This window comes from Aminobacter sp. BE322, assembly GCF_050433525.1.
GTDB lineage: Bacteria > Pseudomonadota > Alphaproteobacteria > Rhizobiales > Rhizobiaceae > Aminobacter.
The window spans coordinates 71666-95723 of the sequence record NZ_JBNPXB010000015.1; the positions used below are offsets into that span (position 1 = coordinate 71666).

The 24058-nt window shown below is 66.0% G+C and carries 19 protein-coding genes; 7 read left to right on the plus strand and 12 right to left on the minus strand.

Annotated features, from left to right (window positions below; translation table 11 throughout):
- Window positions 1-119: 119 nt before the first annotated feature.
- Window positions 120-1919 carry a DNA helicase RecQ gene (recQ, locus tag J2X50_RS19190; RefSeq protein WP_429097419.1) on the plus strand — a complete coding sequence of 600 codons (1800 nt, stop codon included), beginning with the start codon at window positions 120-122 and terminating at the stop codon, window positions 1917-1919.
- Between the two features lie 93 nt (window positions 1920-2012).
- On the opposite strand, the gene J2X50_RS19195 is transcribed toward recQ, so the two are convergent.
- Together J2X50_RS19195 and J2X50_RS19200 are read right to left on the minus strand one after the other, a co-directional pair.
- Complete coding sequence (locus tag J2X50_RS19195; protein WP_429097420.1) at window positions 2013-2492, minus strand: c-type cytochrome; 480 nt, start codon at window positions 2490-2492, stop codon at window positions 2013-2015.
- Window positions 2493-2658: 166 nt separating this feature from the next.
- Entirely contained in the window at window positions 2659-3360 is a 702-nt protein-coding gene (locus J2X50_RS19200) for a phosphoribosyltransferase (protein WP_429097421.1), read from the minus strand.
- 91 nt (window positions 3361-3451) lie between these two features.
- Here J2X50_RS19200 and J2X50_RS19205 point away from each other — a divergent pair, with 91 nt between their 5' ends.
- Window positions 3452-4633 carry a M20 aminoacylase family protein gene (locus J2X50_RS19205; RefSeq protein ID WP_429097422.1) on the plus strand — a complete coding sequence of 394 codons (1182 nt, stop codon included), beginning with the start codon at window positions 3452-3454 and terminating at the stop codon, window positions 4631-4633.
- 465 nt (window positions 4634-5098) lie between these two features.
- Here J2X50_RS19205 and J2X50_RS19210 read toward each other — a convergent pair whose 3' ends face one another.
- Entirely contained in the window at window positions 5099-5872 is a 774-nt protein-coding gene (locus tag J2X50_RS19210) for a nucleoside hydrolase (RefSeq protein ID WP_429097424.1), read from the minus strand.
- A gap of 145 nt (window positions 5873-6017) precedes the next feature.
- Here J2X50_RS19210 and J2X50_RS19215 point away from each other — a divergent pair, with 145 nt between their 5' ends.
- Window positions 6018-7892 (plus strand): adenine deaminase, encoded by a 1875-nt coding sequence (locus J2X50_RS19215; RefSeq protein WP_429097426.1) that lies wholly within the window; start codon window positions 6018-6020, stop codon window positions 7890-7892.
- 300 nt (window positions 7893-8192) lie between these two features.
- Here J2X50_RS19215 and J2X50_RS19220 read toward each other — a convergent pair whose 3' ends face one another.
- The 6 genes from J2X50_RS19220 to J2X50_RS19245 form a co-directional block, all read right to left on the minus strand.
- A complete protein-coding gene (locus tag J2X50_RS19220) occupies window positions 8193-9602 on the minus strand; it encodes a M20/M25/M40 family metallo-hydrolase (protein WP_429097428.1) in 1410 nt (469 codons plus the stop codon).
- Window positions 9603-9643: 41 nt separating this feature from the next.
- Window positions 9644-10966, minus strand: a complete 1323-nt coding sequence (locus J2X50_RS19225) for an amidohydrolase family protein (RefSeq protein WP_429097429.1) — start codon at window positions 10964-10966, stop codon at window positions 9644-9646.
- A gap of 179 nt (window positions 10967-11145) precedes the next feature.
- Window positions 11146-12207 carry an ABC transporter ATP-binding protein gene (locus J2X50_RS19230; protein ID WP_429097431.1) on the minus strand — a complete coding sequence of 354 codons (1062 nt, stop codon included), beginning with the start codon at window positions 12205-12207 and terminating at the stop codon, window positions 11146-11148.
- 6 nt (window positions 12208-12213) lie between these two features.
- Entirely contained in the window at window positions 12214-13002 is a 789-nt protein-coding gene (locus J2X50_RS19235) for an ABC transporter permease (RefSeq protein ID WP_429097504.1), read from the minus strand.
- Window positions 13002-13829, minus strand: a complete 828-nt coding sequence (locus J2X50_RS19240; RefSeq protein WP_429097433.1) for an ABC transporter permease — start codon at window positions 13827-13829, stop codon at window positions 13002-13004. The genes J2X50_RS19235 and J2X50_RS19240 overlap by 1 nt, the downstream gene beginning before the upstream one ends.
- 194 nt (window positions 13830-14023) lie before the next feature.
- On the minus strand, window positions 14024-15064 hold the full coding sequence (locus tag J2X50_RS19245) for an ABC transporter substrate-binding protein (RefSeq protein WP_429097434.1): 1041 nt from the start codon (window positions 15062-15064) through the stop codon (window positions 14024-14026).
- Window positions 15065-15445: 381 nt separating this feature from the next.
- On the opposite strand from J2X50_RS19245, the gene J2X50_RS19250 reads away from it, so the two are divergent.
- Genes J2X50_RS19250 through J2X50_RS19260 form a run of 3 tightly spaced genes read left to right on the plus strand, consistent with a single transcriptional unit; the run spans window position 15446 to window position 20303 of the window.
- Window positions 15446-17395: a PrkA family serine protein kinase gene (locus tag J2X50_RS19250; RefSeq protein WP_429097436.1), complete on the plus strand. Its 1950-nt coding sequence runs from the start codon at window positions 15446-15448 to the stop codon at window positions 17393-17395.
- Window positions 17396-17420: 25 nt separating this feature from the next.
- Window positions 17421-18737 (plus strand): YeaH/YhbH family protein, encoded by a 1317-nt coding sequence (locus J2X50_RS19255; RefSeq protein WP_429097438.1) that lies wholly within the window; start codon window positions 17421-17423, stop codon window positions 18735-18737.
- A 9-nt stretch (window positions 18738-18746) separates the two neighbouring features.
- On the plus strand, window positions 18747-20303 hold the full coding sequence (locus J2X50_RS19260) for a SpoVR family protein (protein WP_429097440.1): 1557 nt from the start codon (window positions 18747-18749) through the stop codon (window positions 20301-20303).
- Between the two features lie 18 nt (window positions 20304-20321).
- Here the strand turns inward: J2X50_RS19260 and J2X50_RS19265 are convergent, their stop codons facing one another.
- Window positions 20322-21047, minus strand: a complete 726-nt coding sequence (locus tag J2X50_RS19265) for a copper homeostasis protein CutC (protein ID WP_429097506.1) — start codon at window positions 21045-21047, stop codon at window positions 20322-20324.
- A gap of 37 nt (window positions 21048-21084) precedes the next feature.
- The gene (locus J2X50_RS19270) at window positions 21085-21999 is read right to left on the minus strand and encodes an ROK family protein (RefSeq protein WP_429097442.1); all 915 of its coding nucleotides are present in this window, start codon (window positions 21997-21999) and stop codon (window positions 21085-21087) included.
- A 65-nt stretch (window positions 22000-22064) separates the two neighbouring features.
- On the opposite strand from J2X50_RS19270, the gene J2X50_RS19275 reads away from it, so the two are divergent.
- Window positions 22065-23063: a LacI family DNA-binding transcriptional regulator gene (locus J2X50_RS19275; RefSeq protein WP_429097443.1), complete on the plus strand. Its 999-nt coding sequence runs from the start codon at window positions 22065-22067 to the stop codon at window positions 23061-23063.
- A gap of 181 nt (window positions 23064-23244) precedes the next feature.
- Here the strand turns inward: J2X50_RS19275 and J2X50_RS19280 are convergent, their stop codons facing one another.
- Window positions 23245-24042: a transporter substrate-binding domain-containing protein gene (locus J2X50_RS19280; RefSeq protein WP_429097445.1), complete on the minus strand. Its 798-nt coding sequence runs from the start codon at window positions 24040-24042 to the stop codon at window positions 23245-23247.
- Window positions 24043-24058 lie beyond the last annotated feature (16 nt).

A 24058-nucleotide genomic window follows, 5' to 3' on the forward strand; every position in this document is an offset into this window, starting at 1 on the left:
TGCGCTCTTTTCCTGGAATTGCTCAAGGAGGAATTGTTGCACGGGACAAAAGGCGCACGACGACCGCTATCGCGGCGAAGCTGCTATGAAGGACATTTCCATGATTCTCCGTGCCGCCGATGACCGCCACCGCCCTCGAAATCCTCAAGACCGTTTATGGCTATGATGCCTTCCGGGGACCGCAGGCGCGCATCGTCGAGCATGTGATCGCCGGCAACAACGCCTTCGTGCTGATGCCGACAGGCGGCGGCAAGTCGCTGTGCTACCAGATCCCGGCGATCGTCCGGACCGGCATGGGCCTCGTCGTGTCGCCGCTGCTGGCGTTGATGGCCGATCAGGTTGCGGCCCTGCGCCAGGCCGGCGTGCGTGCGGCCGCGCTCAATTCCGACCTTGCGCTCGACGACCGCCGCGCCCTGTGGCGCGACATCCGCACCGGCCAGCTCGACCTGCTTTATGTCGCCCCCGAAACGCTGCTCAGGCCCGATGTGCTGGAGTTGCTGGAGAGCGTGAAGCTGTCGCTGATCGCCATCGACGAGGCGCACTGCCTATCACAGTGGGGGCATGATTTCCGGCCTTCCTATCGCCAGCTCGACGCGGTGGTGGCGCGCTTTGCCGGCACCCCGCGCATGGCGTTGACGGCGACCGCCGACGAGCCGACGCGCGCGGAAATCCTGTCGCATCTCGCCATCGACGAGACTGACGCCTTCATCGCCGGTTTCGACCGCCCCAACATCCGCTACGCGATCGAGGAAAAGGACAATCCGCGCGCCCAGCTCAAGGAGTTCCTCAAGCGCTACGAGGGCGAGAGCGGCATCGTCTACTGCCTTTCGAAACGCCGGACCGAGGAGACCGCGGCCTGGCTGCAGGGCCTCGGCTACGATGCGCTCGCCTATCATGCCGGCATGGACAAGGCGGCGCGCGAGGCCAACCAGATGCGCTTCCAGCATGGCGAGGCGGTCATCATGGTCGCCACCGTCGCCTTCGGCATGGGCTTCGACAAGCCCGACGTGCGCTTTGTCGCCCATATCGACCTGCCCGGCAGCATCGAGGCCTACTACCAGGAGACCGGCCGCGCCGGGCGCGACGGCCTGCCGTCCGATACGCTGATGCTCTACGGCTACGACGACATCGCGCTGCGCAGCCGCTTCATCGAGGAATCGGAGGCGCCCGACCAGCGCAAGCGCATGGAGCGGCAGAAGCTCGACGCGCTTTTGGGACTGGCCGAGACGGCAAGCTGCCGCCGGCAGGCGCTGCTGTCCTATTTCGGCGACCATTGCGAACCGTGCGGCAATTGCGACACCTGTGCCGAGCCGCCAAAGCTCTTTGATGGCGCCATCGCGGCGCAAAAGGCGCTGTCGTGCATCTACCGCACCGGCGAGCGGTTCGGGCAGGCCTACATCGTCGACGTGCTTTTGGGCGTGGAAAACGAGCGCATCGCCCAGTTCGGCCATGACCGCATCTCCACCCATGGCATCGGGAAAGAGCACGACAACCGCACCTGGCGGGCGATCCTGCGCCAGCTGATCGCGCTGCGCCTCATCGACGTCGACCTCGCCGGCCATGGCGGCCTGTCGATCGCGGCCGCCGGCCGCGACTTCCTGCGCGACAAGCCGGAACTGATGCTGCGCCAGCCTGCCCCGCCGCGCGCCAGGCGCGGCAAGGTCGCGCGGAGTGCCGCGCAGTCTGCCGTCTCCGCTGCGGACCACGACCTGTTCCAGGCGCTGCGGCGGAAGCGCACGGAGATCGCACGCCTGCAGAACGTGCCTCCTTACGTGATCTTCCACGACAAGACCCTGATCGAGCTCGCCGCCGCACGACCGGCGTCTCGCGCCGAGATGGCCAACCTGCCCGGCGTCGGCGAGGCCAAGCTCGAACGCTACGGCCCCGCCTTCCTCGCGGTGATCGCCGAGCACGCATGACGAGATGGTGGCGGCGGCGTCAGGCAGCCTTGGGCGGATAGCCGACCTTGTTCACCGGGAAGAGGCAACACCGCGCAGCGTCGCTACGGCCGATCATTGCTTGGCTCGCGACTGGATTTCATAGGCGCGCTCGAATTCGGCATGCGCCTTCTGGATATCCTCGGGCCAGGTCGACTTGATGTAGGACAGCACGGCGATGATGTCCTCGTCCGGCAATGTCCCTTCGAATGCCGGCATCCTGGACTTGTAGTCCTTCAGCTTGGCGCCTTCGGCCAGCCCGAGCTTGGTGATGTCGAACAACAGCTTGTCGGCATGGTGCCAGGTATGGCCGTCCGCGTCGTGCGGCGGGGCCGGCAGGTATCCGTCCTTGTCGGGCGTCTGCCAGTCGGCCTGGCCTTCCAGCTTGGCGCCATGGCAGACGGCGCAGGTGCCGAGATAGACCGCCTTGCCGCGGGCGACGACCTGTGCGTTCCCCGGCTGGAGAAGCCCTCCGGATTTTACGGGAAACAATGCATAGCCCAGCACCGCGGCGGCGAGCACGCCCGCACCCAGAACGACGTATCTTGTCCGCATGGTCCCCACCCTCGCCTGCCAGCCACAGACGCGATGGGCTCATCCTAGCGAGGAGCCCTCATACCCTCAATCGGGCAGGGCTGCGGCCTCTGGACACGCCCAGGTCCCGGCGCTGGCACGGTTCGGCCGCGCGCCGGCTCGTCGCGAGCCGACCGGGCAAAAGTCTTCACGGCCGAAGCGGAACCCAGGCGCCGGCTTCGGTGCGGATCAGGCGTGGCGAGGCAATGGCGCCGTGGATGCGCTCAACCAGCGAAGCGTCGTGCGCGCCGATCGCCTGGCGCCAGCTGTCGCCTTGCAGCATGGCGAAGATGGCCGCCACCGGCCTGATGCCGGCCTTGGCCAACAGCTTCAGCACCGCCAGCATAGAGGTGCCGGAACTTATGACATCGTCGACGACGAGAACCCGCCGGCCTTCGAGCAGCGGCAGCATGCGCGGATCGAGATAGAGCCGCTTGGCGTGTCCGGGGCTGGTGATCGAGCTCATCGGCTCGGACAGGTTCTCGTCGTACCAGAATTTTCTGGACGTCCCGAGCGCCACCATCCTGCCGTGACCGAGGCGCCGGGCCACGCCGTTGGCCAGCGGCAGGCCGAGCGTCGGCACGCCGATGACGACCTCGGGGCCGTAGGCCCGAGCATGGGCGGCCATGGCATCCGACAAGGCATCCTCGACGGCGAAGCTCGCCTGGTTGACGATCATCGAGGCTACGGCGCGGCTGCCGTCGCCCGGCAGGATCCTGATCGGCAGCGCGATCTGGCGCCCGTCGGCCAGCGACGCCGGGTAGAGGTTGCTGAAGCCGTCGGAAGGCGCGGTGTCGAACGTACCCTCGGGAAAAACCGTCTGCCAGAATTCATGCGGAGCGAGTGGCACAATGGGCCTTTCTGATGCAGAAGGGGTACGTGGCGCCGATGGCCCTGGGCGCCGCTGAAAGCAGCGAGGCGGGCCGAACGGAGTTTGCGTGATGACATCGACGGCCGGGCACGACAAGGGCGAAATCGAGATGCTGACGGCGCTGCGCCGCGACATCCACGCCCATCCGGAGCTCGGTTTCGAGGAGGTGCGGACGTCGGGCATCGTGCAGAAGATGCTGACTGACGCCGGCATCGCCATACAGACGGGCCTCGGCAAGACCGGCGTCGTCGGCACGCTGACGGTCGGCGAAGGTTCACGACGCATCGCCCTGCGCGCCGACATGGATGCGCTCGCCATGCCCGAAATGGCCGAGGACCGGTCCTACAAGTCGACCGTCGACGGCAAGATGCACGCCTGCGGCCATGACGGCCACACGGTCATGCTCTTGGGGGCGGCGCGCGAACTCGCCCGTCGCAAGAATTTCTCGGGCACGGTGCACTTCGTCTTCCAGCCGGCCGAGGAAGGCCGCGGCGGCGCCAGGGCGATGATCGCCGACGGTTTCTTCAAGCAGTTTCCGGTCGACGCGGTCTACGGCCTGCACAACATGCCCGGCATCGCGCCAGACAGCATGGCCGTGGTCGCCGGGCCGCAGCTCGCCTCGTCCGACCGCTGGACGGTCACCTTCAAGGGCATCGGCACCCACGGCGCCAAGCCGCATCTCGGCCGCGACGCGCTGACCGCCGCCGGCCAGTTCCTGACCGCGCTGCACACCATCGTCGCGCGCCGCGTCGACCCGCTGCAGCCGGCGGTGGTCAGCGCCTGCGCGATGGAGGCGGGCAGCTTCGAGGCGCTCAACGTCATCCCCGACCTGGTCAGGATCGGCGGCACGTCGCGCGCCTACTCGGCCGCCGTGCGCGACCAGCTGGAGGAAGAGATCGGCGCGCTGGCCGAGGGCTCGGCGCGGCTCTACGGCATCGAGGCGGAGTATCGCTATTTCAGGCAGATGCCGCCCGTGGTGAACGACCGCGATGCGACCCGCCGGGCGCTGGCGGCGGCGCAGGCGGCGCTCGGCGTCGACAAGGTGATGACCGAGTTCCCGCCATCCACCGCCGGCGACGACTTCGCCATGTTCAGCCAGGAGGTGCCGGGCGCCTATGTCTGGCTCGGCAACGGCCCAGCCGTCGATGGCGCCCTGCACCACAACAGCCGCTACGACTTCAACGACGACGCGCTGGCAAGCGGGGTCAGGTTCTGGACGACGCTGGTCGAGCAGGAACTCGCGGCGGCGTAGGCGACGAAGTCGTTCAGCGGCAAGCCTTCAAGGCGGTCGTCCATGAAGGCCACTCAAGCGCTATCGACCCCCACTCCGGTTTGCTGCGCAAACCACCTCTCCCCCATTCGACGGGGGAGAGGAAAGTGGCCGCAGGCTCGGCACCCTTTCCTCTGCCTCACGAAATTGGTGCGCGAGGAACACAGGCTCCGCCAGGTCAGCGACCTGCAAGATTGGCGCTTCCTCTCCCTCACGAAGTGGGGGAGAGGTGGCACGGCGAAGCCGTGACGGAGTGGGGGCCTTCCCTTATGCTACAAGGCGCTACTCCGCCTTCAGCCTGTCATAGAGCAGCTTCAGCACCGCGGCGCTCTCGACCTTCAGCGCCACCGACACGGGCGAGCCGTGCCCCGAAACCGTCAGCGCACCCGCATCACGGGTCGTGCCGGTGTCGACGCCAAGCTTCAGCGTCTCGCAGGTGAACAGCGCCTAGTCGAGCGCCAAAAGCATGACGCAGGGGTCGTGCAGCGGCCGGCTCTCGCCGCCCGTGGTCGACTGGAAATAGGCGTCGATGAGCGCGCCCGAGGCGACCGCCGCCGGCACGCCGGTCTGTTGCAGCATGGCGGTGTCGTCGCGCGTGGCGCGGACCTTGCGGGTGACGTCGAGCGGGATCAGCGTCATGTCGAGGCCTGCGGCGAAGACGATCTCGGCGGCCTCGGGGTCGGCGGCGATGTTGAACTCCGCGCGCGGGCCAATGTTCCCCGGTTCGTAGACCGCGCCGCCCATGGCGATGACGCGGCCGATGCGGCGCGCAGCCTCGGGATGGTCGGTGACGAGACGTGCGATGTTGGTGAGCGGGCCGAGCGCCAGGATGTCGATGGTCCCGACTTCGGCAGCGGTGAGCGTGTCGCGCAGCCAGGTGACGGCGTCGCCGGCTACGGGCAATGCCAGCGCATCGGGGAAGGCCACGCCGCCGAGGCCGTCATTGCCGTGGATGTCGGCGGTGTCGAAGCCTTTTCGCGACAATGGGCCGGCGGCGCCGGCGATCACCGGCACGTCGACGCGGCCTTCGAGCGCCAGGATGCGGCCGGCGTTGCGCGTGGTGGTGGTAATGCCGATGTTGCCGGCGACCGTGGTGATGCCGATGACGTCGAACTCGGCCGACTTCAGCGCCAGAAGGATCGCCACCGCGTCGTCGATGCCGGGATCGGTGTCGATGATCACCTTGCGGGTGGGGGTCTGCTGCATGGCGCGGCCTTTCATGGCAGTCTCAAAATCAAGCCGGTCCCGCTTCGCATCATCGGCTCGGGTGAATCAAGCCGAAATGCTTGCACCAGCGCCTGGGCGAACCGGGCTGGCACAGCGGAAACCGGTTCCGATTCCTAGGGCGATGCATTAGAGGCGAGCCATGACCAAGACAGCCCCCCTGCCCGCCGACCTGCTCATCGACCCAGCCGACGAAATCGTGATCCGGCAGGACCTCGTCCTCGTGGCCCTCGGCAAGCGCGAAGCCGACCGCCTCGTCCGGCTCGGCCGCGTGCTCGACGTGCACACCGGCACCTGGATGGACGATTGCGAGGTGGCGATCTGCGGCCGGCGCATCGCCTATGTCGGCCCCGCCGGCAGCTTCGCGGGCACCGCGCGCGAGACCGTCGACCGCACCCATCTGGCCGCCGTGCCGGGCTTCGGCGAAGTACACAAGCACATCGAAAGCTCGCACCTGACGCCCGAGCATGAGGCGGCGCTGGTCATGCCGCGCGGCAACACCTGGACCTGCGAGGCGAGCCACGAATTCTCCAACGTCAATGGCCCGAACAACCTCGAATTCTGGCTGACGGCGCGCCGCGCCGGCTCGCCGATGAAGATTTTCCCGCTGCCCGGCTCGGCCGTGCCGCCGACGGCCTATGAGGGCGGCGGCGGGTATTTCGGCTATGCCGAGCAGATCGGCTTCCTCGGCGAAAGCACGATGGTCGCCGGCCTCGACGAGGTGATGGACTGGCCGGCCGTGTGGAACCCCGAGAACCCGTCCTACGGCCGGCTGTGGGGCATGATCCAGGCGACCTTCGAGAAGCGCGGCGTGGTCGAGGGTCATGGCGCGGGCCTGCGCGACCTGCCGTCGATCAACGCCTTCGCGGCCGCAGGCCTGTCCTCCGACCACGAGGCATGGACGCCCGAGGAGGCGTGGGACAAGCTGAGGCGCGGCATCTTCGTCGAGATCCGCCCGCATTCGATGCCCGACATCATCAAGGGCCTGCTCGAGCGCGGCCTGCGCGACTGGAGCCAGGTGGCGTTCGCCACCGACGACCGCAGCGCCTCCGACACGCTGAAGATGGGCGCCACCGACCACAATGTCCGCCTCGCCATCGAGAGCGGGCTTGCGCCCGAGACCGCCTACCAGTGCGTGTCGATCAACCCGGCGCGGCACATGCGGCTGACGCCCTTCGTCGGCTCCATCGCACCCGGCCGCTTCGCCGACATGGTGCTGCTCGACAAGGCGGCGACGGTGTCGATTTCAGAGGTCTGGGCCGACGGCGAGCAGGTGTCCGAGGGCAAGAGCTTCACCGGCCACCTGCCGCGCATCGACTGGCCCGACTGGGCGACGAAGACGGTCAATGTCGGCCGCAAGCTGACCGCCCAAGACTTCGCGATATCGGCCGAGCCGGGCCGCGCGACGATGCAGGCGGCACTGCTGCGCCCGTTCCACTGGGACGACAACTTCATCACCACAGAGTTGCCGGTGGCGGATGGCGAAGTGCAGCGCGACACCGAGCGCAACATCACCAAGTTCGCCGTCGTCGACCGCTATTCGGGCAAGGGCCGCGTGGCAAAGATGTTCTGGCTCGGCTGCGGGCCGAAGACCCCCGACACGGCCGTCGGCTGCACGGTGGCGCACGACCAGCACAATATCTGGGTCGTCGGGTCTTCGGACGCGGCGATGGCCGAAGTGGTCAACCGCATCTCGGAAAACCAGGGCGGCTGGGCGCTGGTCACAGGCGGCAAGGTGGTGGCCGACGTGCACTACGAGGTCGGCGGGCTGATGACCAACCGGCCGGCCGAGGCGCTCGATGCCGAGATGGAAAAGCTCTACTTCGAGGCCAACAAGATCGACTGGCTCTACGAGCCGACGTTTTCGCCGCGCTGGTTCCCCGGTTTCCCTGAGCGGCTGCAATTCGCCACGCTGACCTGCGCGCCCTGGCGCTGGGTGCTGGTGGCGCCGACGGATGCGGTGCCCGAGGGGTTCGTGAACGTGCAGACGGGCGAGAGCCACAAGGTGGTCTGGTAGGACGGTACCCTCATGGTGAGCCTGTCGAACCATGGGGGACTTGGCGCCGGTGCTGAAGATCGTGCCTGGCGCCCTCGTGGTTCGACAGGCTCACCATGAGGGCTACTGGAACGGCTTCGCTCAAAGCCCCATTACCTGCACGGCTTCGCCGTGCCACCTCTCCCCACTTCGCGGGCAGGAGCCCGGGTTCTGAGAGGCTGGACCTCAAGATTGGCGATTCCTCTCCCGCAGGCAGGGGGAGAGGTGGTTCGCGCAGCGAACCGGTGAGGGGGTGCTTCTAACGGTGGCCGACCCGAGCGTTCAGCCCTTGTCTTCCGCAAACGCCGCCAGGATCCGCGCCCAGGAGCGGATGCCCTTCCGGAAGCTCGTCAGGTCGTATTTCTCGTTCGGGCTGTGGATGCGGTTGTCGAAGCGGGCGAAGCCGATCAGGAGCGAATCCATGCCGAGCTTTTCCTTGAAGGCCGAGACGATCGGGATCGAGCCGCCGCTGCCGGAGACTGCCGCCTCGCGCTCCCATTCCTCGGTCAGCGCGCCGAGCGCCTTGGTCAGGAAGGCGCCGTCGATGGGCATCACGGTCGCGGCACTTGCGCCGTGGTCGATGAACTCGACCGAGCAGTCGGCAGGGATGCGGGCGCGGACATGGGCGCGGAAAGCGTCGCGGATCTTTTTCGGGTCCTGGCCGGCGACGAGCCGGAACGAGATCTTGGACTGCGCCCTGGCCGGAATGACGGTCTTGAAGCCCTCTTCGGTGTAGCCACCGATGATGCCGTGGATTTCGCAGCTCGGGCGCGCCCAGACCTGTTCGAGCACCGAGCGGCCGTTTTCGCCGGCAGGGATCGACAGGCCGATGTCACCCAAGAAGCCCTTGTCGTCGAAAGGCAGGCGCTGCCACTGCGCCTTGATGGCGTCGGGCAGCTCGGTGACCCCATCGTAGAAACCCTTGACCGCAACGCCGCCGTCGGGCGTGCGCAGGCTGGAGACGATGTCGGACAGCACCTGCAGCGGGTTGCGCGCGGCGTTGCCGTAGATGCCCGAATGCAGGTCGCGGCTGGAGCAGGAGATGACGATCTCCTCCTTCAGCACGCCGCGCAGCATGGTGGTGACGGCGGGCGTCTCGGCGTCCCACATATCGGTGTCGCAGACCAGCACGACATCGGCCTTGAGCTCGGCGCCGGTGCTATCGAGGAAGGGCGGCAGGCTGGGGCTCGAAATCTCCTCCTCGCCCTCGAACAGCACCGACACCTGGATCGGCAGGCTGCCGGTGACGGCCTTCCAGGCACGGCACGCCTCGACGAAGGTCAGGAGCTGGCCCTTGTCGTCGGATGCGCCGCGGGCAACGATGTGGGTCTCGCCGTCGGGCTGCGGTACGAGCCTGGGCTCGAACGGATCGGAGTGCCAGAGATTGAGCGGGTCGACCGGCTGGACGTCGTAGTGGCCGTAGAACAGCACGTGCGGCCCCTGCCCGGTGCGATCGTGGCCGACCACCATCGGGTGGCGCGCGGTCGGGCGCACCGAGGCGTCGAAGCCGAGCTGGCCGAGTTCTTTCGTCAGCCATTCGGCGGCGCGCTTGCAGTCGGCCGCATGGGCCGGATCGGTCGAGACCGAGGGGATGCGGATCAGGTCGAACAGGCGCTCCAGGCTGCCGTCGATGTTGGCGTCGACATTGGCGAGCACCTCTTGGAGGCGGGCAGTGGCTTCCGATCTGTTCATGGCTTTGTCCTTCCCTGTAATCGCCTGACGCCCGCAGCCGCCTAGCCGGCGGCGTCGATGTGGGCCATTTCGGCCTTGAAGCTCTGCGCAACCTGCAGCGCGTCGCGCAGCACCTTCTTGCGTTCGAGGCTCAGCACCTCGCGATCACGCATCAGCCAGTCGCCGCCGACCATGACGTCGCGCACGTCGGTCGGCATGGTGGCGAAGACCAGCGTCGAATAGATGTCGTAGACCGGTTGCTGGCGCGGCGAAGCCAGGCTGACGCGGATGAGGTCGGCCTGCTTGCCCGGTTCGAGCGAGCCGACTTTTGCGTCCAGCCCAAGCACCCTGGCGCCATCGCGCGTGGCCATGCGCACGACGTCGACCGAAGCCATCGGCTTGCGGCTGTGGCCGAGCAGCTTTGCGAACATCGACACCGGCGCGAACTGCGAGAACAGGTCGAGGGTGTTGCCGCTCATCGCACCGTCGGTCGAGATACCCACCGGAATGCCGGCCCTGCGCATCGCCTCGACGGGCGCGATGCCGCGCCCTGCCTTGCCGTTGGAGCGGGCGTTGTGGGCGACGCAGACCTCAGCATGGGCCATGCGCTCGATGTCGGACGCATCGACATGCAGGCAGTGAGCGCAGATCAGGCCCTTGCGCAACAGCCCCACCTTCTCGACCACCTCGACCGGACGCATGCCGTGGGTCTTCTGTGCCCACGCCATCTCCTGGTCGCTTTCGGCGAGATGCATCTGCACGGGCACATCGGGATGATCGTCCGCCCAACGCGCGATGCGCTCCATGACGGCAATGCCGGTGGAATAGGGCGCGTGCGGCGCGATCGAGGGCATGACGCGGCCGTGGCCGGAAAACTCGGCGACCAGCGCCTCGGTCAGCGCGAAACCTTCGTCGGCGTTCTTGTGATCAGGTGGATCGAAATCAGCGATGGTCTGGCCGAGTACGCCACGGATGCCTGACTGGGCAACGACACGGGCGACCTCGGTCTCGAAGTAATACATGTCGGCGACCGAGGTGACGCCGCCCTCGATCAGTTCGAGCACCGCCAGCGCCGTGCCGGCGCGAACGGCCTCGGGCCGCACGAACTTGCGCTCCAACGGCAGGATGTAGCGGTAGAGCCGGTCGTCGACGTCCTCGCCAAGACCGCGGAACAGCGTCATCGCCATGTGGCAATGCGGGTTGACCATGCCGGGCATGACGAGATCGCCGCCGGCATCGACCAGCTCAGCGCCAGCGACGACAGGCGCATCGCCGGAGCCGACGGCGTTGATGACGTCGCCCTCGACATGGACCCAGCCCCTGTCGATGACGGGCATGTCATCGGTGCAGGGCAGGACAGTGGCGTTGGTGATGATCAGGGTCATAGGCCAACCTCCGCGTTCGAGCCCGAGATACCCCCACCCCTGACCCCTCCCCACAAGGGGGAGGGGGATGACTTCGCCGCCAGAGCCGTCGAAGACCAGGTCTGGGCGAAAGCGCCGCCGAACTCCCCTCCCCCTTGTGGGGAGGGGCTAGGGGTGGGGGTGCCCTCGTTAAGCACTCTCTATTCCGGCTTCAGCACGCAGCACTGGTCGGGCACGGGCACCAGCTTGGCCTCGGCGCCCGGCTCCAGCGGTGCCGACAGTGAGCCGTTGGCGATCAGCTGGCCGGCGGCGGTGTCGGCCTGGTACTGGTAGGCGCGGCCGAGATAGGTCCTGAGGCCGAGCGCTGCGGGGATGCCCTCGGCGCCGGCCTCGGTCGACACCGCAAGGCCGTCGGCGCGGGTGGCGAGCACGAAGCTGTCGGCGATCTCGCCGAAGCGTTCCTGCGACAGTTTTAGGCGCGAGCCGCCGGCGGCTTCGGCTGTGACGACAGCACCATCGCGGCCGACGACCTTCATCGGGATCAGGTTCTCGAAGCCGACAAAGCGGGCGACGAAGGCATTCGCCGGGCGCTGGTACAGCGTCTCGGGCGTGTCGAACTGCATGATGCGGCCGGCATTCATGATGGCGACGCGGTCGGAGATCGAGAACGCCTCTTCCTGGTCGTGGGTGACATAGACCGAGGTCGTGCCGTTGGCCCGCTGCAGCTGGCGGATCTCGACGCGCATGTCGACGCGCAGCTTGGCGTCGAGGTTGGACAGCGGCTCGTCGAACATCAAAAGTGGCGGCTCGATGACGAGAGCGCGGGCAAGTGCGACGCGCTGCTTCTGGCCGCCCGAGAGCGCACCGGGCAGGCGGTCGGCGAGCGCGGACAGGCCGACGCGTTCGAGCATCGCCTTGGCGCGCTTGTCGCGCTCAGCCGGGGCCACGCCACGCTGCTTGAGGCCGAAGCCGACATTGTCGAGCACGCTGAGATGCGGGAACAGCGCGTAGTTCTGGAACACCAGGCCGATGTCACGCTTGTAGGCCGGCAATCGGGTCAGGTCCTTGTCGCCGAGCTTGATCGAGCCGGAGGTCGGTTCGAGGAAGCCGGCGATGAGGCGCAGCGTGGTTGTCTTGCCGCAGCCCGAGGCGCCGAGCAGCGAGACGAGCTCGCCTTTGCCGACCGACAGCGACAGGTCCTCCAGCACCTTGGTGGCGCCGTAGTGGGCGGTGAGATTCTGGACTGTGAGTGCCTGGGTCATATGGGTCTACTTCGCAAGGAAGGTGAGGCCGAGCGTGCGCTCGACGATGGCCATGACTGCGACGGTCAGCAGCATCAGCAGCACCGACACCGACGCGATCGTCGGATCGAAGAACTGCTCGACATGGGCGAGGATCTGGATCGGCAGGGTCGAGACGCCGGGTCCGGTGAGGAACAGCGACGTCGACACGTCGTTGATCGAGGTGATGAAGGCCAGGATGAAGGCCGCGATCACGCCGGAGCGGACGTTGGGCAGAACGATGGTGAAGAAGGTCTTCAGCGGTGGGCTGCCGAGGCTGACGGCCGCCTCCTCGATCGAGAAGTCGAAGGAGGCGAGGCTGGCCGAGACGACGCGCACGCAATAGGGCAGCACGAGCAGCATGTGGCCGACCAGCAGCGTCAGGAAGATCGGCGTCTGCATGCCGACCGCCACCGACTTCAGCAGCGAGAAGCCGAGCACGATCTCGGGCACCAGGATCGGCAGCACGAACACCGTCGACAGCCAGGACGGCAGCTTGATGCGGTAGCGGTTGAGCGCGTAGGCCGCCGGGATGCCGACCAGTAGCGCCAGACCCGTCGCCAGGAAGGCGAGTTCGAGGCTGGTGATGATGGTGCGCTTGAAGGCGCTGATCGCGAAGATGTTCTCGAACCAGCGCAGGGAGAAGCCCTGCGGCGGGAAGGTCAGGTAGGTGGTGTCGCTGACCGACGCGCCGAGCACGATGATCAGCGGCCCCATCAGGAAGATGTAGACCAGGACGGCGAACAGGATCAGCAGGGGATTGATACGGCTGGTCATCATGTCGCCATCGGGTTGAGACGCCGCGCGACGCGGCTCATGGCGAGCACGACGGTGACTGTTATCACCACCATGATCGCTGCGATCGTCGAGGCACCGACCCAGTCGAAGGACACCATGGCGCGCTGGTACATCAGCGTGCCCATGACCATCTGGCGCTCGCCGCCGAGCAGCTGCGGCGTGGCGTAGGCGGTGAATGAGCCGGTGAAGACGAGCACGGCGCCGACGATGAGGCCGGGCACGGCGAGCGGCAGGATCACCTGCCGGAACGTCGCCCCCGGCGTGGCACCCAGAGAAGACGAGGCCTGGACGACGTCGTCGGGGATGTTCTCAAGCACGCCGACCAGCGTCAGGATCATCAGCGGCACGAACAGGTAGACCATCGCGACGATGACCGACCCTTGCGTGTAGAGCATCGACAGCGGCTCGCCGATGGCGCCGATGCCGAGGAGGAAATTGTTCAGGATGCCGTTCTTGCCGAGGATGATCAGCCAGGCGAAGGAGCGCACGACGACGCCGGTCAAGAGCGGGAAGACGGCGGCGATGATCAAAAGGCTCTTCAGCTTGGCAGGCGACTTCGACACGACATAGGCGGTCAGGAAGCCGACGACGAGCGAGATGGCGGTGGTCGCCAGCGAAATCTCGATGGTGCGCCAGAGCACGGTGCGGCGGAAGCCACTGTTGAAGAAGGCGAGGTATGGCGCCAGCACACCGCCATCCTCGCCGAAGGTCGTGGCGATGGTGGCGGCCACCGGCAGCATCAGCAACACCACAACCGCCAGCGTAGCGGGCCCGGCGAGCCACCATCCGGCAAAGCGTTTAAGCATGAAGTCCGATCTCTTCCAGTTGCCTCGATCGCGCAGCCTTCCAGCTGCGGTACATGGGAGGCTTGCTAGCCTTCATTGCGCGCTAGCGAAAGGTGCAGAATGGCGCAAAGGCAGATGCAGGCGGAAAATGGAGCGCCCGGCGCCCCGAAATGCATTGATGCGGGGGAAAGCGAATGCCTTCCCCCGTCGTGGTCTTACATGCCGAAGACTTCGTTCCAGCGGTCGACCCACTCGGTCTTGGCCGAATTCATCTTCTCGTAGTCGACCTGCTTGAGCGAGGCGATCATGTCGGCGCCGTAGGTCCAGAGCTTGGCCTGGTCGGGCGTCAGCTCGACGGCCTTGACGACCGGCGCGTCGACACCGTTCGCGGCGGTCTTCTGCTGGACTTCCTTCGACAGCACGAAGTTGATGAACTCATGGGCGAGTTCGACATTGGCCGCGCCCTTGGGGATGTTGATGGTGTTCAGCGTGGCGATCGCCCCGTCCGACAGGTTGGCCCAGGCGGCGGTCGGCACGGCGGCCTGGATCTGGGCCAGCGTGAAGTCCTGCGCGATTGCCGCGGAGATCTCGCCGGTCGAGAACAGGTTCACCAGCTCCGAGCCGGTATTGTAGTTCTTGACCACGTTCGGCTTCAGCTCCTCCACGGCCTTGAAGGCGGCGTCGGCATCGGCGAAGGCATCGACACCGGCATGCGAGCCGGCGACCATGACGGCCATCGGGCCGGCGGTGGTGGTGATGCCCGGCAGCGAAAGCGAGCTCTTGAAGTCTTCCTTCCAGAGGTCGTTCCACGAGGTGACCGGCGCCTTCACCTTGGCGCTGTCGTAGATGACGCCGACGCGGCCGATGGTGTAGGCCGGGCCGTATTCGCCCTGCGGCGCCTTGGCGATGTCGTAGAGGCCTTCGAGGTTCGGGATCTTGGACTTGTCGATCGGCTGGAACAGGCCTTCCTTGATGCCGATCTGCGAATAGGCGTCGGTGAAGTAGGCGACGTCGACGCCCTCGCCGTTGCGGATCTTGATCTTGTTGAGGCGGTCGGCGTTGTTGCCGGTCTCGAACACGATCTCGCAGCCGCATTTCTCCTTGAACGGCTTGATGATGTATTCGTCGAGCTTGTCGCCGTTGAAGCCCCACCAGGAGATGGTCAGCGTCTTGCCCTGTGCGAATGCCGGAGCGGCGGCGAGCACCGCCGCGGCCGAGGCGACGCCCGCTGCGAGAAGGGTGTGAAGTCGGTTCATTTTTAGCCTCTGCTGTTTCGACAGCCCTGCGGGCTCGCGGGCTCGCGGAGGGACGAGAAAGCCTATTTTCACGGTGGCCGGGGTGCAACTCCAAATATGGTGCGACGCACATCATTTGCGGCAGGCGGCGTCCCAATCAGAGAAGCCGACTCACTTTTCCGCGCCGGCCCAATGCCCCCGGCAGGGTGATTCCAACCACAAGGCTACCCAACGGAAAGGTCGTGCGCGCCCCGATTGCGACACGCCGCCTCTGATCCACAACTAATTGTTCGGTCAGGTCCTTCCTCGAGGGAACTTTGGCTGATCCGGGAAGTTTGAGATGAAGGCAAAGAGTCGAAGTGGTGATACACTCGTTATCGACTTCGGCGATGTGAGGGTGCCATGCAAACACGCGATACCGACGTCTTCAACCTGTTCTCGGAAATCTACAGCAGTCAGACGACCGAGGAGATGAGCTTGCAGCAATATCTCCTCGCTTGCCGCGACCAGCCATCCATGTATGCGACGGCTGCCGAGCGCATGGTGGATGCGATAGGCGAACCCAAGCTGGTCGACACCAGCGTGGACCCACGGCTGGGGCGCATATTCGCCAACAGGACCATCAAGATCTATCCGGCCTTCCCCGAATTCTACGGCATGGAAGACACCATCGAACGCATCGTCGGTTACTTCCGCTACGCCGCGCAGGGGCTCGAGGAGCGCAAGCAGATCCTCTACCTGCTCGGCCCCGTCGGCGGCGGCAAGTCGTCGCTCGCCGAGCGGCTGAAGAAGCTGATGGAAGAGCGGCCGATCTACACGCTGAAGGTCAACGGCCAGATCAGCCCGATCTTCGAATCGCCGCTCGGCCTGTTTCACCCCGAGCGCATGGCCGACCTGCTCGAAGACAAGTACGGCATCGCCAAGCGCCGGCTCAACGGGCTGATCTCGCCCTGGGCGGCCAAGCGGCTGGAGGAGATCGGCGGCGACGTCTCCAAGTTCAGCGTGGTCAGGCTGATGCCGTCGCGGCTGCGCCAGATCTGCATCGCCAAGACCGAACCCGGCGACGAGAACAATCAGGACGTGTCGGCGCTCGTCGGCAAGGTCGACATCCGCAAGCTGGAGAATTTCAGCCAGTCGGACCCCGACGCCTACTCCTTCACCGGCGGCCTCAACCGCACGACGCAGGGGCTGCTCGAATTCGTCGAGATGTTCAAGGCGCCGATCAAGGTGCTGCACCCGCTGCTGACGGCGACCCAGGAGGGCAACTACAACGGCACCGAAAGCTTCGGCGCCTTCCCCTACCAGGGCATCGTGCTGGCGCACTCGAACGAGTCGGAATGGCTGCAGTTCAAGAGCAACCGCAACAACGAGGCGTTCCTCGACCGCATCCTGGTGGTCAAGGTGCCCTATTGCCTGCGCGTCACCGAGGAGCGGCAGATCTACGAGAAGCTGTTGCGCGAGAGCGAGCTGGTCAACAACCCCTGCGCCCCGGAAGTGCTCGACATCCTCAGCCGCTTCACCGTCTCGACGCGCCTTACCGAGCACGAGAATTCGCCGCTCTACACCAAGATGCGCGTCTATGACGGCGAGAACCTGAAGGACGTCGACCCCAAGGCCAAGTCGATGCAGGAATATCGCGACGCCGCCGGCGTCGACGAAGGCATGACCGGCATCAGCACCCGTTTCGCCTTCAAGGTGCTGTCGGAGACCTTCAACTACGACACCAAGGAGATCGCGGCAGACCCCGTGCACCTGATGTATGTGATGGAACAGGCGATCAAGCGCGAGCAGTTCCCCAACGAGATCGAACAGTCCTATCTCGACTTCATCAAGTCGGAACTGGCGACGCGCTATGCCGAGTTCATCGGCCACGAGATCCAGAAGGCCTATCTCGAATCCTACAGCGAATACGGCCAGAACCTGTTCGACCGCTACATCGCCTATGCCGACGCCTGGATCGAGGACCAGGACTACAAGGATCCCGACACCGGCCAGATCCTCAACCGCGGCATCCTCGATTCCGAGCTGTCGCAGATCGAGAAGCCAGCCGGCATCGCCAATCCGAAGGACTTCCGCAACGAGGTGGTCAAGTTCACGCTCAGGGCACGCGCCAAGAACAATGGCCGCAACCCGTCCTGGACCAGCTACGAGAAGCTGCGCGAGGTGATCGAGAAGCGCATGTTCGGCCAGGTCGAGGATCTCCTGCCGGTGATCAGCTTCGGCGCCAAGCGCGACAGCACGACCGAGAAGCAGCATGCCGAATTCGTCCAGCGCATGACCGAGCGCGGCTACACGCAGCGCCAGGTGCGCCGGCTGGTCGACTGGTACATGCGCGTCAACAAGGCGGGCTGAGCGAGCGAGGAGACGGGGATCCCAAATGCCGAATTTCATCGATCGGCGCCTCAATCCCAAGGACAAGAGCCTCGGCAACAGGCAGCGTTTCCTGAGACGTGCCAGGGACGAACTGAAACGGGCGATCAACGAACGGGTGAAGTCCGGCAAGATCACCACAGCCGATTCCGACCAGACGATCAGGATCCCGACGAAGGGGATCGGCGAGCCGACCTTCCAGCGCGCTCCGCACACCGGAAGGCGCGAGGAGGTGCTGCCGGGCAACAAGGTGTTCGGCACCGGCGACCGCATCCCGAGGCCGGCCGCCGGCAGCGGCAAGGGCTCGGAGCCGTCCGCCTCCGGCGAGGGCGAGGACGATTTCCAGTTCGTGCTCACCCGCGAGGAGGTGCTCGACCTGTTCTTCGAGGATCTCGAACTGCCGGACCTGGTGAAGCTCAACCTCAAGGAAGTGGTGACGTTCCGGCCCCGCCGCGCCGGCTATACGGTGAGCGGCAACCCGACCAGCATCGCTGTGGCACGCACCATGTTCAACAGCTTCGGCCGGCGCATCGCGCTGCGGCGTCCGAAGCAGGAAGAACTCGACGAGGTCGCCGAGGAGATCAGGAAACTCGAGGAGGACAAGCGGCCCAATGCGGCCACCTTGCAACGCCTGGAGGAACTGCGCGAGAAGCTTGCCACGCTGGTGCGCCGGCGCAGCTTCATCCCCTATGTCGATCCCATCGACATCCGCTTCAAGCGCTTCGAGCCGCAGCCGGTCCCCAACGCCAATGCGGTCATGTTCTGCCTGATGGACGTGTCGGGCTCGATGGGCGAGCGCGAGAAGGACCTCGCCAAGCGCTTCTTCGTGCTGCTGCACCTGTTCCTCAAGCGGCGCTACGAGAAGACCGACATCGTCTTCATCCGCCACACCCACGAGGCCTCGGAGGTCGACGAGGACACGTTCTTCTACAGCACCCAGAGCGGCGGCACGGTGGTGTCGACCGCGCTGGAGGAGATGCTGCGCGTCATCCGCGAGCGCTATCCCAGCAACGAATGGAACATCTACGCCGCCCAGGCATCGGACGGCGACAACATCCCCAACGACTCCGACAAATGCGTGTCGCTGCTCAACGACACGCTGATGAAGCTCTGCCAGTACTACGCCTATGTCGAGATCATCGACGAGCGCGAAAGCGAGATGTTCCGCCATGCCGACAACGGCACTTCGCTGTGGAACGCCTACCGCACGGTGAGCGAGGACTGGCCCAATTTCGAGATGACGCGCATCGCCAAGCCGTCCGACATCTATCCCGTCTTTCACGAACTGTTCGCCAAGCAGCCGCCATCCGGCAAGCGCAGTTGAGGATGCAAGTTGGAAAAGCGCCCGAAGACCTCGCCGCTTCTTTTCACCGGTTCCGACTGGAGTTTTTCGGACCTCTCCCGCGTCTATGACGCGATCAGGCAGATCGCCGTCGACGAGTTGCGCCTCGACTTCTACCCCAACCAGATCGAGGTCATCTCATCCGAGCAGATGCTCGACGCCTATTCGTCGATCGGCATGCCGCTGATGTATCAGCACTGGTCGTTCGGCAAGCACTTCGTCCACGAGTCGAACCTCTACCGGAGGGGACGGATGGGGCTCGCCTACGAGCTGGTGATCAATTCCAATCCATGCATCACCTACCTGATGGAAGAGAACACCATGGCGCTGCAGGCGCTGGTGATCGCGCATGCTTCCTTCGGCCACAATCACTTCTTCAAGAACAACTACCTGTTCCAGCAATGGACCGATGCGGGCGCCATCCTTGCCTATATGGAGTTCGCCAAGAGTTACATCGCCCGCTGCGAGGAGCGCCATGGCCCGGCCGCCGTGGAATCGGTGCTGGACGCGGCCCACTCGCTGATGCCGCAGGCGGTGTTCCGCTATCGCCGCCGGCCGCGGCTCTCGGTCGAGAAGGAGCAGGCGCGCATCCGCGAACGGCTCGAGCACGAGGAGCGCACCTTCAGCGACCTGTGGCGGACCCTGCCCGCCACGGCGGAGGCGAGCGCGCCGAAGGAGCCCGAGGCCGATCCCACCGAACGGCAGCAGGCGATCGAATATCCGGAAGAGAACCTGCTCTACTTCCTGGAGAAGTACAGCCCCGTCCTGAAGCCCTGGCAGCGCGAGATCCTGCGCATCGTCCGCGTGATCGCCCAGTATTTCTATCCGCAGCGGCAGACCAAGGTGATGAACGAGGGCTGCGCCACCTTCGTGCACTACACCATCATGAACAGCCTCTACGACAAGGGCCGCATCAGCGAAGGCACCATGCTCGAGGTTCTGCAGAACCACTCCAACGTCGTGTTCCAGCCGGGCTTCGACGATCCGCGCTACGGCGGCCTGAACCCCTATACGCTGGGCTTCAACATGATGCGCGACATCCAGCGGATCTGCACCGACCCGACCGCCGAGGACCGCGACTGGTTCCCCGACTTCGCCGGCAATGGCGACTGGTGCGGGACGCTGCTCGACGCCTGGGCGAGCCATCGCGACGAGTCCTTCATCCGCCAGTTCCTGAGCCCGGCGCTGATCCGCGACATGCGGCTGTTCTCGCTGCGCGAGGAAGCTTCCGACCCCTATTACGAGGTGACCGCGATCCACGACGAGCGCGGCTACGAGCGGGTGCGTTCGCGACTGGCCGACAGCTACGACGTCGGCATGACGCAGCCCGACATCCAGGCAGTGGACGCCGACCTCAAGGGCGACCGCAAGCTGCGGCTCAGGCACACCGTCCACAATGGCGGCACGCTGGTGGAGCAGAGCCGCGACGCCACGCTGCGCTACGTCCAGCGGCTCTGGGGACACGAGGTGAGCCTTCTCGGCGTCGACGCCCAGACCGACAACACGCTCTACGAGGTTTCGAGCAAGGACCTCGCCGACAAGACCTGAGCTCCCCCTCCTATCCGACTAAGCCAGCGCCGCCTTCATCGCCCGGACGATTGCGGCATCGGTGCGCTTCGGGCGCGGCGATACGAAACCGAGCTCCAGCGCCTTTCCGCCGACGGCTTCGGCAGCCACCGAGCAGGACGAATGGATCTGGCGGAAGGGCAGCCGCGCCCTGATCGCGCCAAGCGTTTCGAAATTGACGCCCGACCCCGGCATGATGGCGATGCGGTCGCCGGCATGGGCAAAGCAGGCTTGAAGCGCGTCGACCCCCTTCAGCGCCGTCGTCTCGCCGCCCGAGGTGAGGATGCGTTCGAAGCCCAGGTCGACGGCAAGGTCGATGGCTGGGGCGAAATCGGGACCGGCGAGATCGAAGGCGCGGTGGAGGGTCATGCCGAGCCCTTTGGCACGGCCCGTCAGGCGCGCGAGCACGTCGCGGTCGAGGCTGCCATCGGGGCGGTTGGCGCCGAGCACCACGCCCGCAAGGCCCGCAGCACGCACGGCATCGATGTCGGCCAGCAGGGCTGCCATATCGCCCTCGCCATAGACGAAGTCGCCGGGCCGCGAGCGGATCATGGCGTAGACCGGGATCGGCGCCTTGGCGGCCAGCGCCATCAGTCCGGCGGACGGGGTCAGGCCACCGGTTTCGAGTGCGGCGCAAAGCTCGATGCGGTCGGCGCCGCCCGCGATCGCCGCTGCAAGGCCCTCGGGGCTGTCGACGCAGACTTCGAGCAGGATGGTCTCAGGCATCGGCGCTTCAGACCTGGGCGTTTCAAACATGGGCGCTTCAGACATGGGCGATCTCCTGGAGGCCGAGGGCGGCGGCGCCGATCAGGCCGGGTTCGGTGGTCAGCGCCGCCTTGACCACCAGCGGGCCGGCGGCGCGGCGAAGGGTGCGGCCGCGGACCTCGCGGTCGAGCGCGTCGATCAGTTCGGGCACGTTGGAGAGGCCCCCGCCCACCGGCACGACCGACGAGCCGATGATGTTGAGCGTCAGCGCCAGCGGCACGCTGACCAGTTCGAGATAGATGTCGATGGTGCGGCTGGCGCTGGCCTCGCCGCCGCGCCAGCGGTCGATGACCTCGGTGCTCGACAGGACTTCGCCGCAGAGCAGCTTGTGCAGCTTCTCCATGCCGCGCGCGCCGCCGATGGTGTCGACGCAGCCCGACTGGCCGCAGCCGCAGGCGAAATGCGGCACCTCGACCGGCGGCTGGCCGACGCGCGTCTGCAGCGCCTTGCCGTGGCCCCACTCGCCGGCATAGCCGCCGGCGCCGGCGACGATGCGCCCGTCGATGACCAGCCCGCCGCCGACGCCGGTGCCGAGGATGACGCCGAAGACGTTGCGGTGGCCCCTGCCGGCGCCGCTGGTCGCCTCGGCGAGCGCGAAGCAGTCGGCATCGTTGGCGATCCACACAGGAAGGCCGATGACGCGTTCGAGATCGGCGGCGATGAGACGGCCGTCGACGCAAGGGATGTTGGCGCATTTCAGACTGCCGGAGGCGGGATCGACCACGCCGGCGATCGAGATCGAGACGCCCCTGGAGCGGCCCTCGCCCGAGGCGACGCGCCCAGCGATGACGGCGGCGAAGGCGTCGAAATCGTCGAGCGGCGTCGCCACCCGGTCGATGATCTCGATTTCGCCGGCCGAGCGGGCGCGGGCGCTTTTTATCGTTGAACCGCCAATATCGAAGCAGGTAATCATCAAATCAGTTCCCGACTGGAATTCTGCGGCGCAATGCCGGCCCAAGACGCTTAGCAAAGGCAGCAATGGACAGTACGCGCAAACGACGCACCTCGCCGACCATCGCCGATGTCGCCGAGCTGGCCGGCGTGTCGCGCGCCATCGCCTCGCGGGCGCTGTCGAGCGAAAGCCGCCCGGTCTCGGCCGACAAGCGTGCGCGTGTGCTTGAAGCAGCAGAGAAGCTCGGCTTCAAGCCCAATCTCCTGGCGCGCAGCCTGACCACCAAGACGGTCAACCTGATCGCGGTCATCGTCAACCACATCCACGACTTCTCCGACCTCGACCTGTTCGACCTCCTGATCGGCGAGATCCAGTCGATCGGCAAGCAGGTCATCTTCCTGCGCGTCGGCTCGGTCGAGCGCATCGAGGAGTTCCTGCGCAACGGCGTCGCCTACCATGTCGACGCGGCACTGGTGTTCTCCGACTTCGCCGACGCGGCAAGCGTGCGCAAGATGTTCCGCAGCGACGACGTCTTGATGCTCAATGGCATGCATGACGGCTCCTCGCCCTCCGTGGTGCCCGACGAGGCCATCGGCATCGCCGAGGCCGTGGCGGATGCCGCCGGCAAGGGGGTTGCGACCGCCGCCCTCGTCACCGGCCGCGTGTCCTCGCCGGTCGAGCAGAGCCGCATCGCCGCCTACAAGGCCGAGATGGCGCGCCACGGCATCAGGCTCGTTGCCGAACTGCGCGGCGACTATTCCTACGCCAGCGGCAGGCAGATAGCCCAGTCGGGCGACTGGACGAGCGTGGACGCCGTGTTCTGCACGTCGGACGCCATGGCCATGGGCGTGATGGACGTTCATCGCGACGCGTTCCCGCAAAACCGGCCCGGACGCTTCAGGCTCTATGGCTTCGACAACCTGTCGCTGACCGATTTCGAAGCCTATCCGATCTCGTCCATCGGCTACGACAAGAACGCCTATGTCGGCGAGATCCTGCGCTTCCTCAGCCGTCCCGGCGAGTTCGTCGACGGCAAGGCCGAGGTGACGGTGCCGACCTTCTTCGTACCACGCGCGACGTCGTAGGACGGATAGAGAGATTGATTGCCCCTCACCCTTACCCTCTCCCCGTGAAGGACGGGGAGAGGGAGGCGTCAGCGTTGCGGCTGTCTTCGGTGGTGCCGGCGTTCCGGCCAGCTTCCTTCTCCCCGTCGTTACGGGGAGAAGGTCCGGCAGGGGATGAGGGGCAGCAGAGCCCCATCAGATTTTACCAGAGCGGGGTCAGGGCCGGCGGGTTGGCGGTCTCGCCCCACCACTTCTTGTAGTTCGCCTCATAGGCGCCGCTCTGGATGTAGTCCGACACGAACATGTCGATCCAGCGCACGAAGCCCTCGTCGCCCTTGGCGACCGCAATGCCGATCGGGTCGTTGGAGTAGAGGCCGGCAAGCGTCACCAGGTTGTCGTTCTTGGTGGCGAGATAGTCGAGCAGCGAGGAATCCTCGATTGCCGCGTCGACGCGCTTCTGCTGCAGCAGCAGCACGCCCTCGGGCGCGAAGGTGTCGGTGTAGACGAGTTCAGCCTGAGGAGCGGCCTTCTTGATGAAGGTCTCGCCGGTCGAGCCGCGGCCGACGACGATCTTCTTGCCGGCGAGGTCTTCCATCTTGGTGATGCCGGCGTCCTTCTGGACGATGATGCGCAGGCCGGCGCGGTTGTAGGGGATCGAGAAATCCACCGACTTGGCGCGCTCGAGCGTTGCCGAGGTGTTGGCAACCGCAATGTCGATCTGGCCCGAGACAAGCATCGAGATGCGGGCGTCGCCCGACACGTCGACGAACTCGACCGGCACGCCGAGCTTCTCGGCGAGCATGGTGGCAACGTCGACGTCATAGCCGACCGGGTTGTTCTGGGCATCGCGGAAGCCGATCGGCTCGCCGCCGAGCGACACGCCGATGCGGACGGTGCCGCGCTCGCGGATCTCGTCGATCTTGCCGGCCTGGGCCGCGCCCGTGGCCGCCAGGCCGATGGCAAGGGCAACGCCCGCCAGTTTGGCAATCAGGTTCTTCATGTTTCCTCTCCCTTTG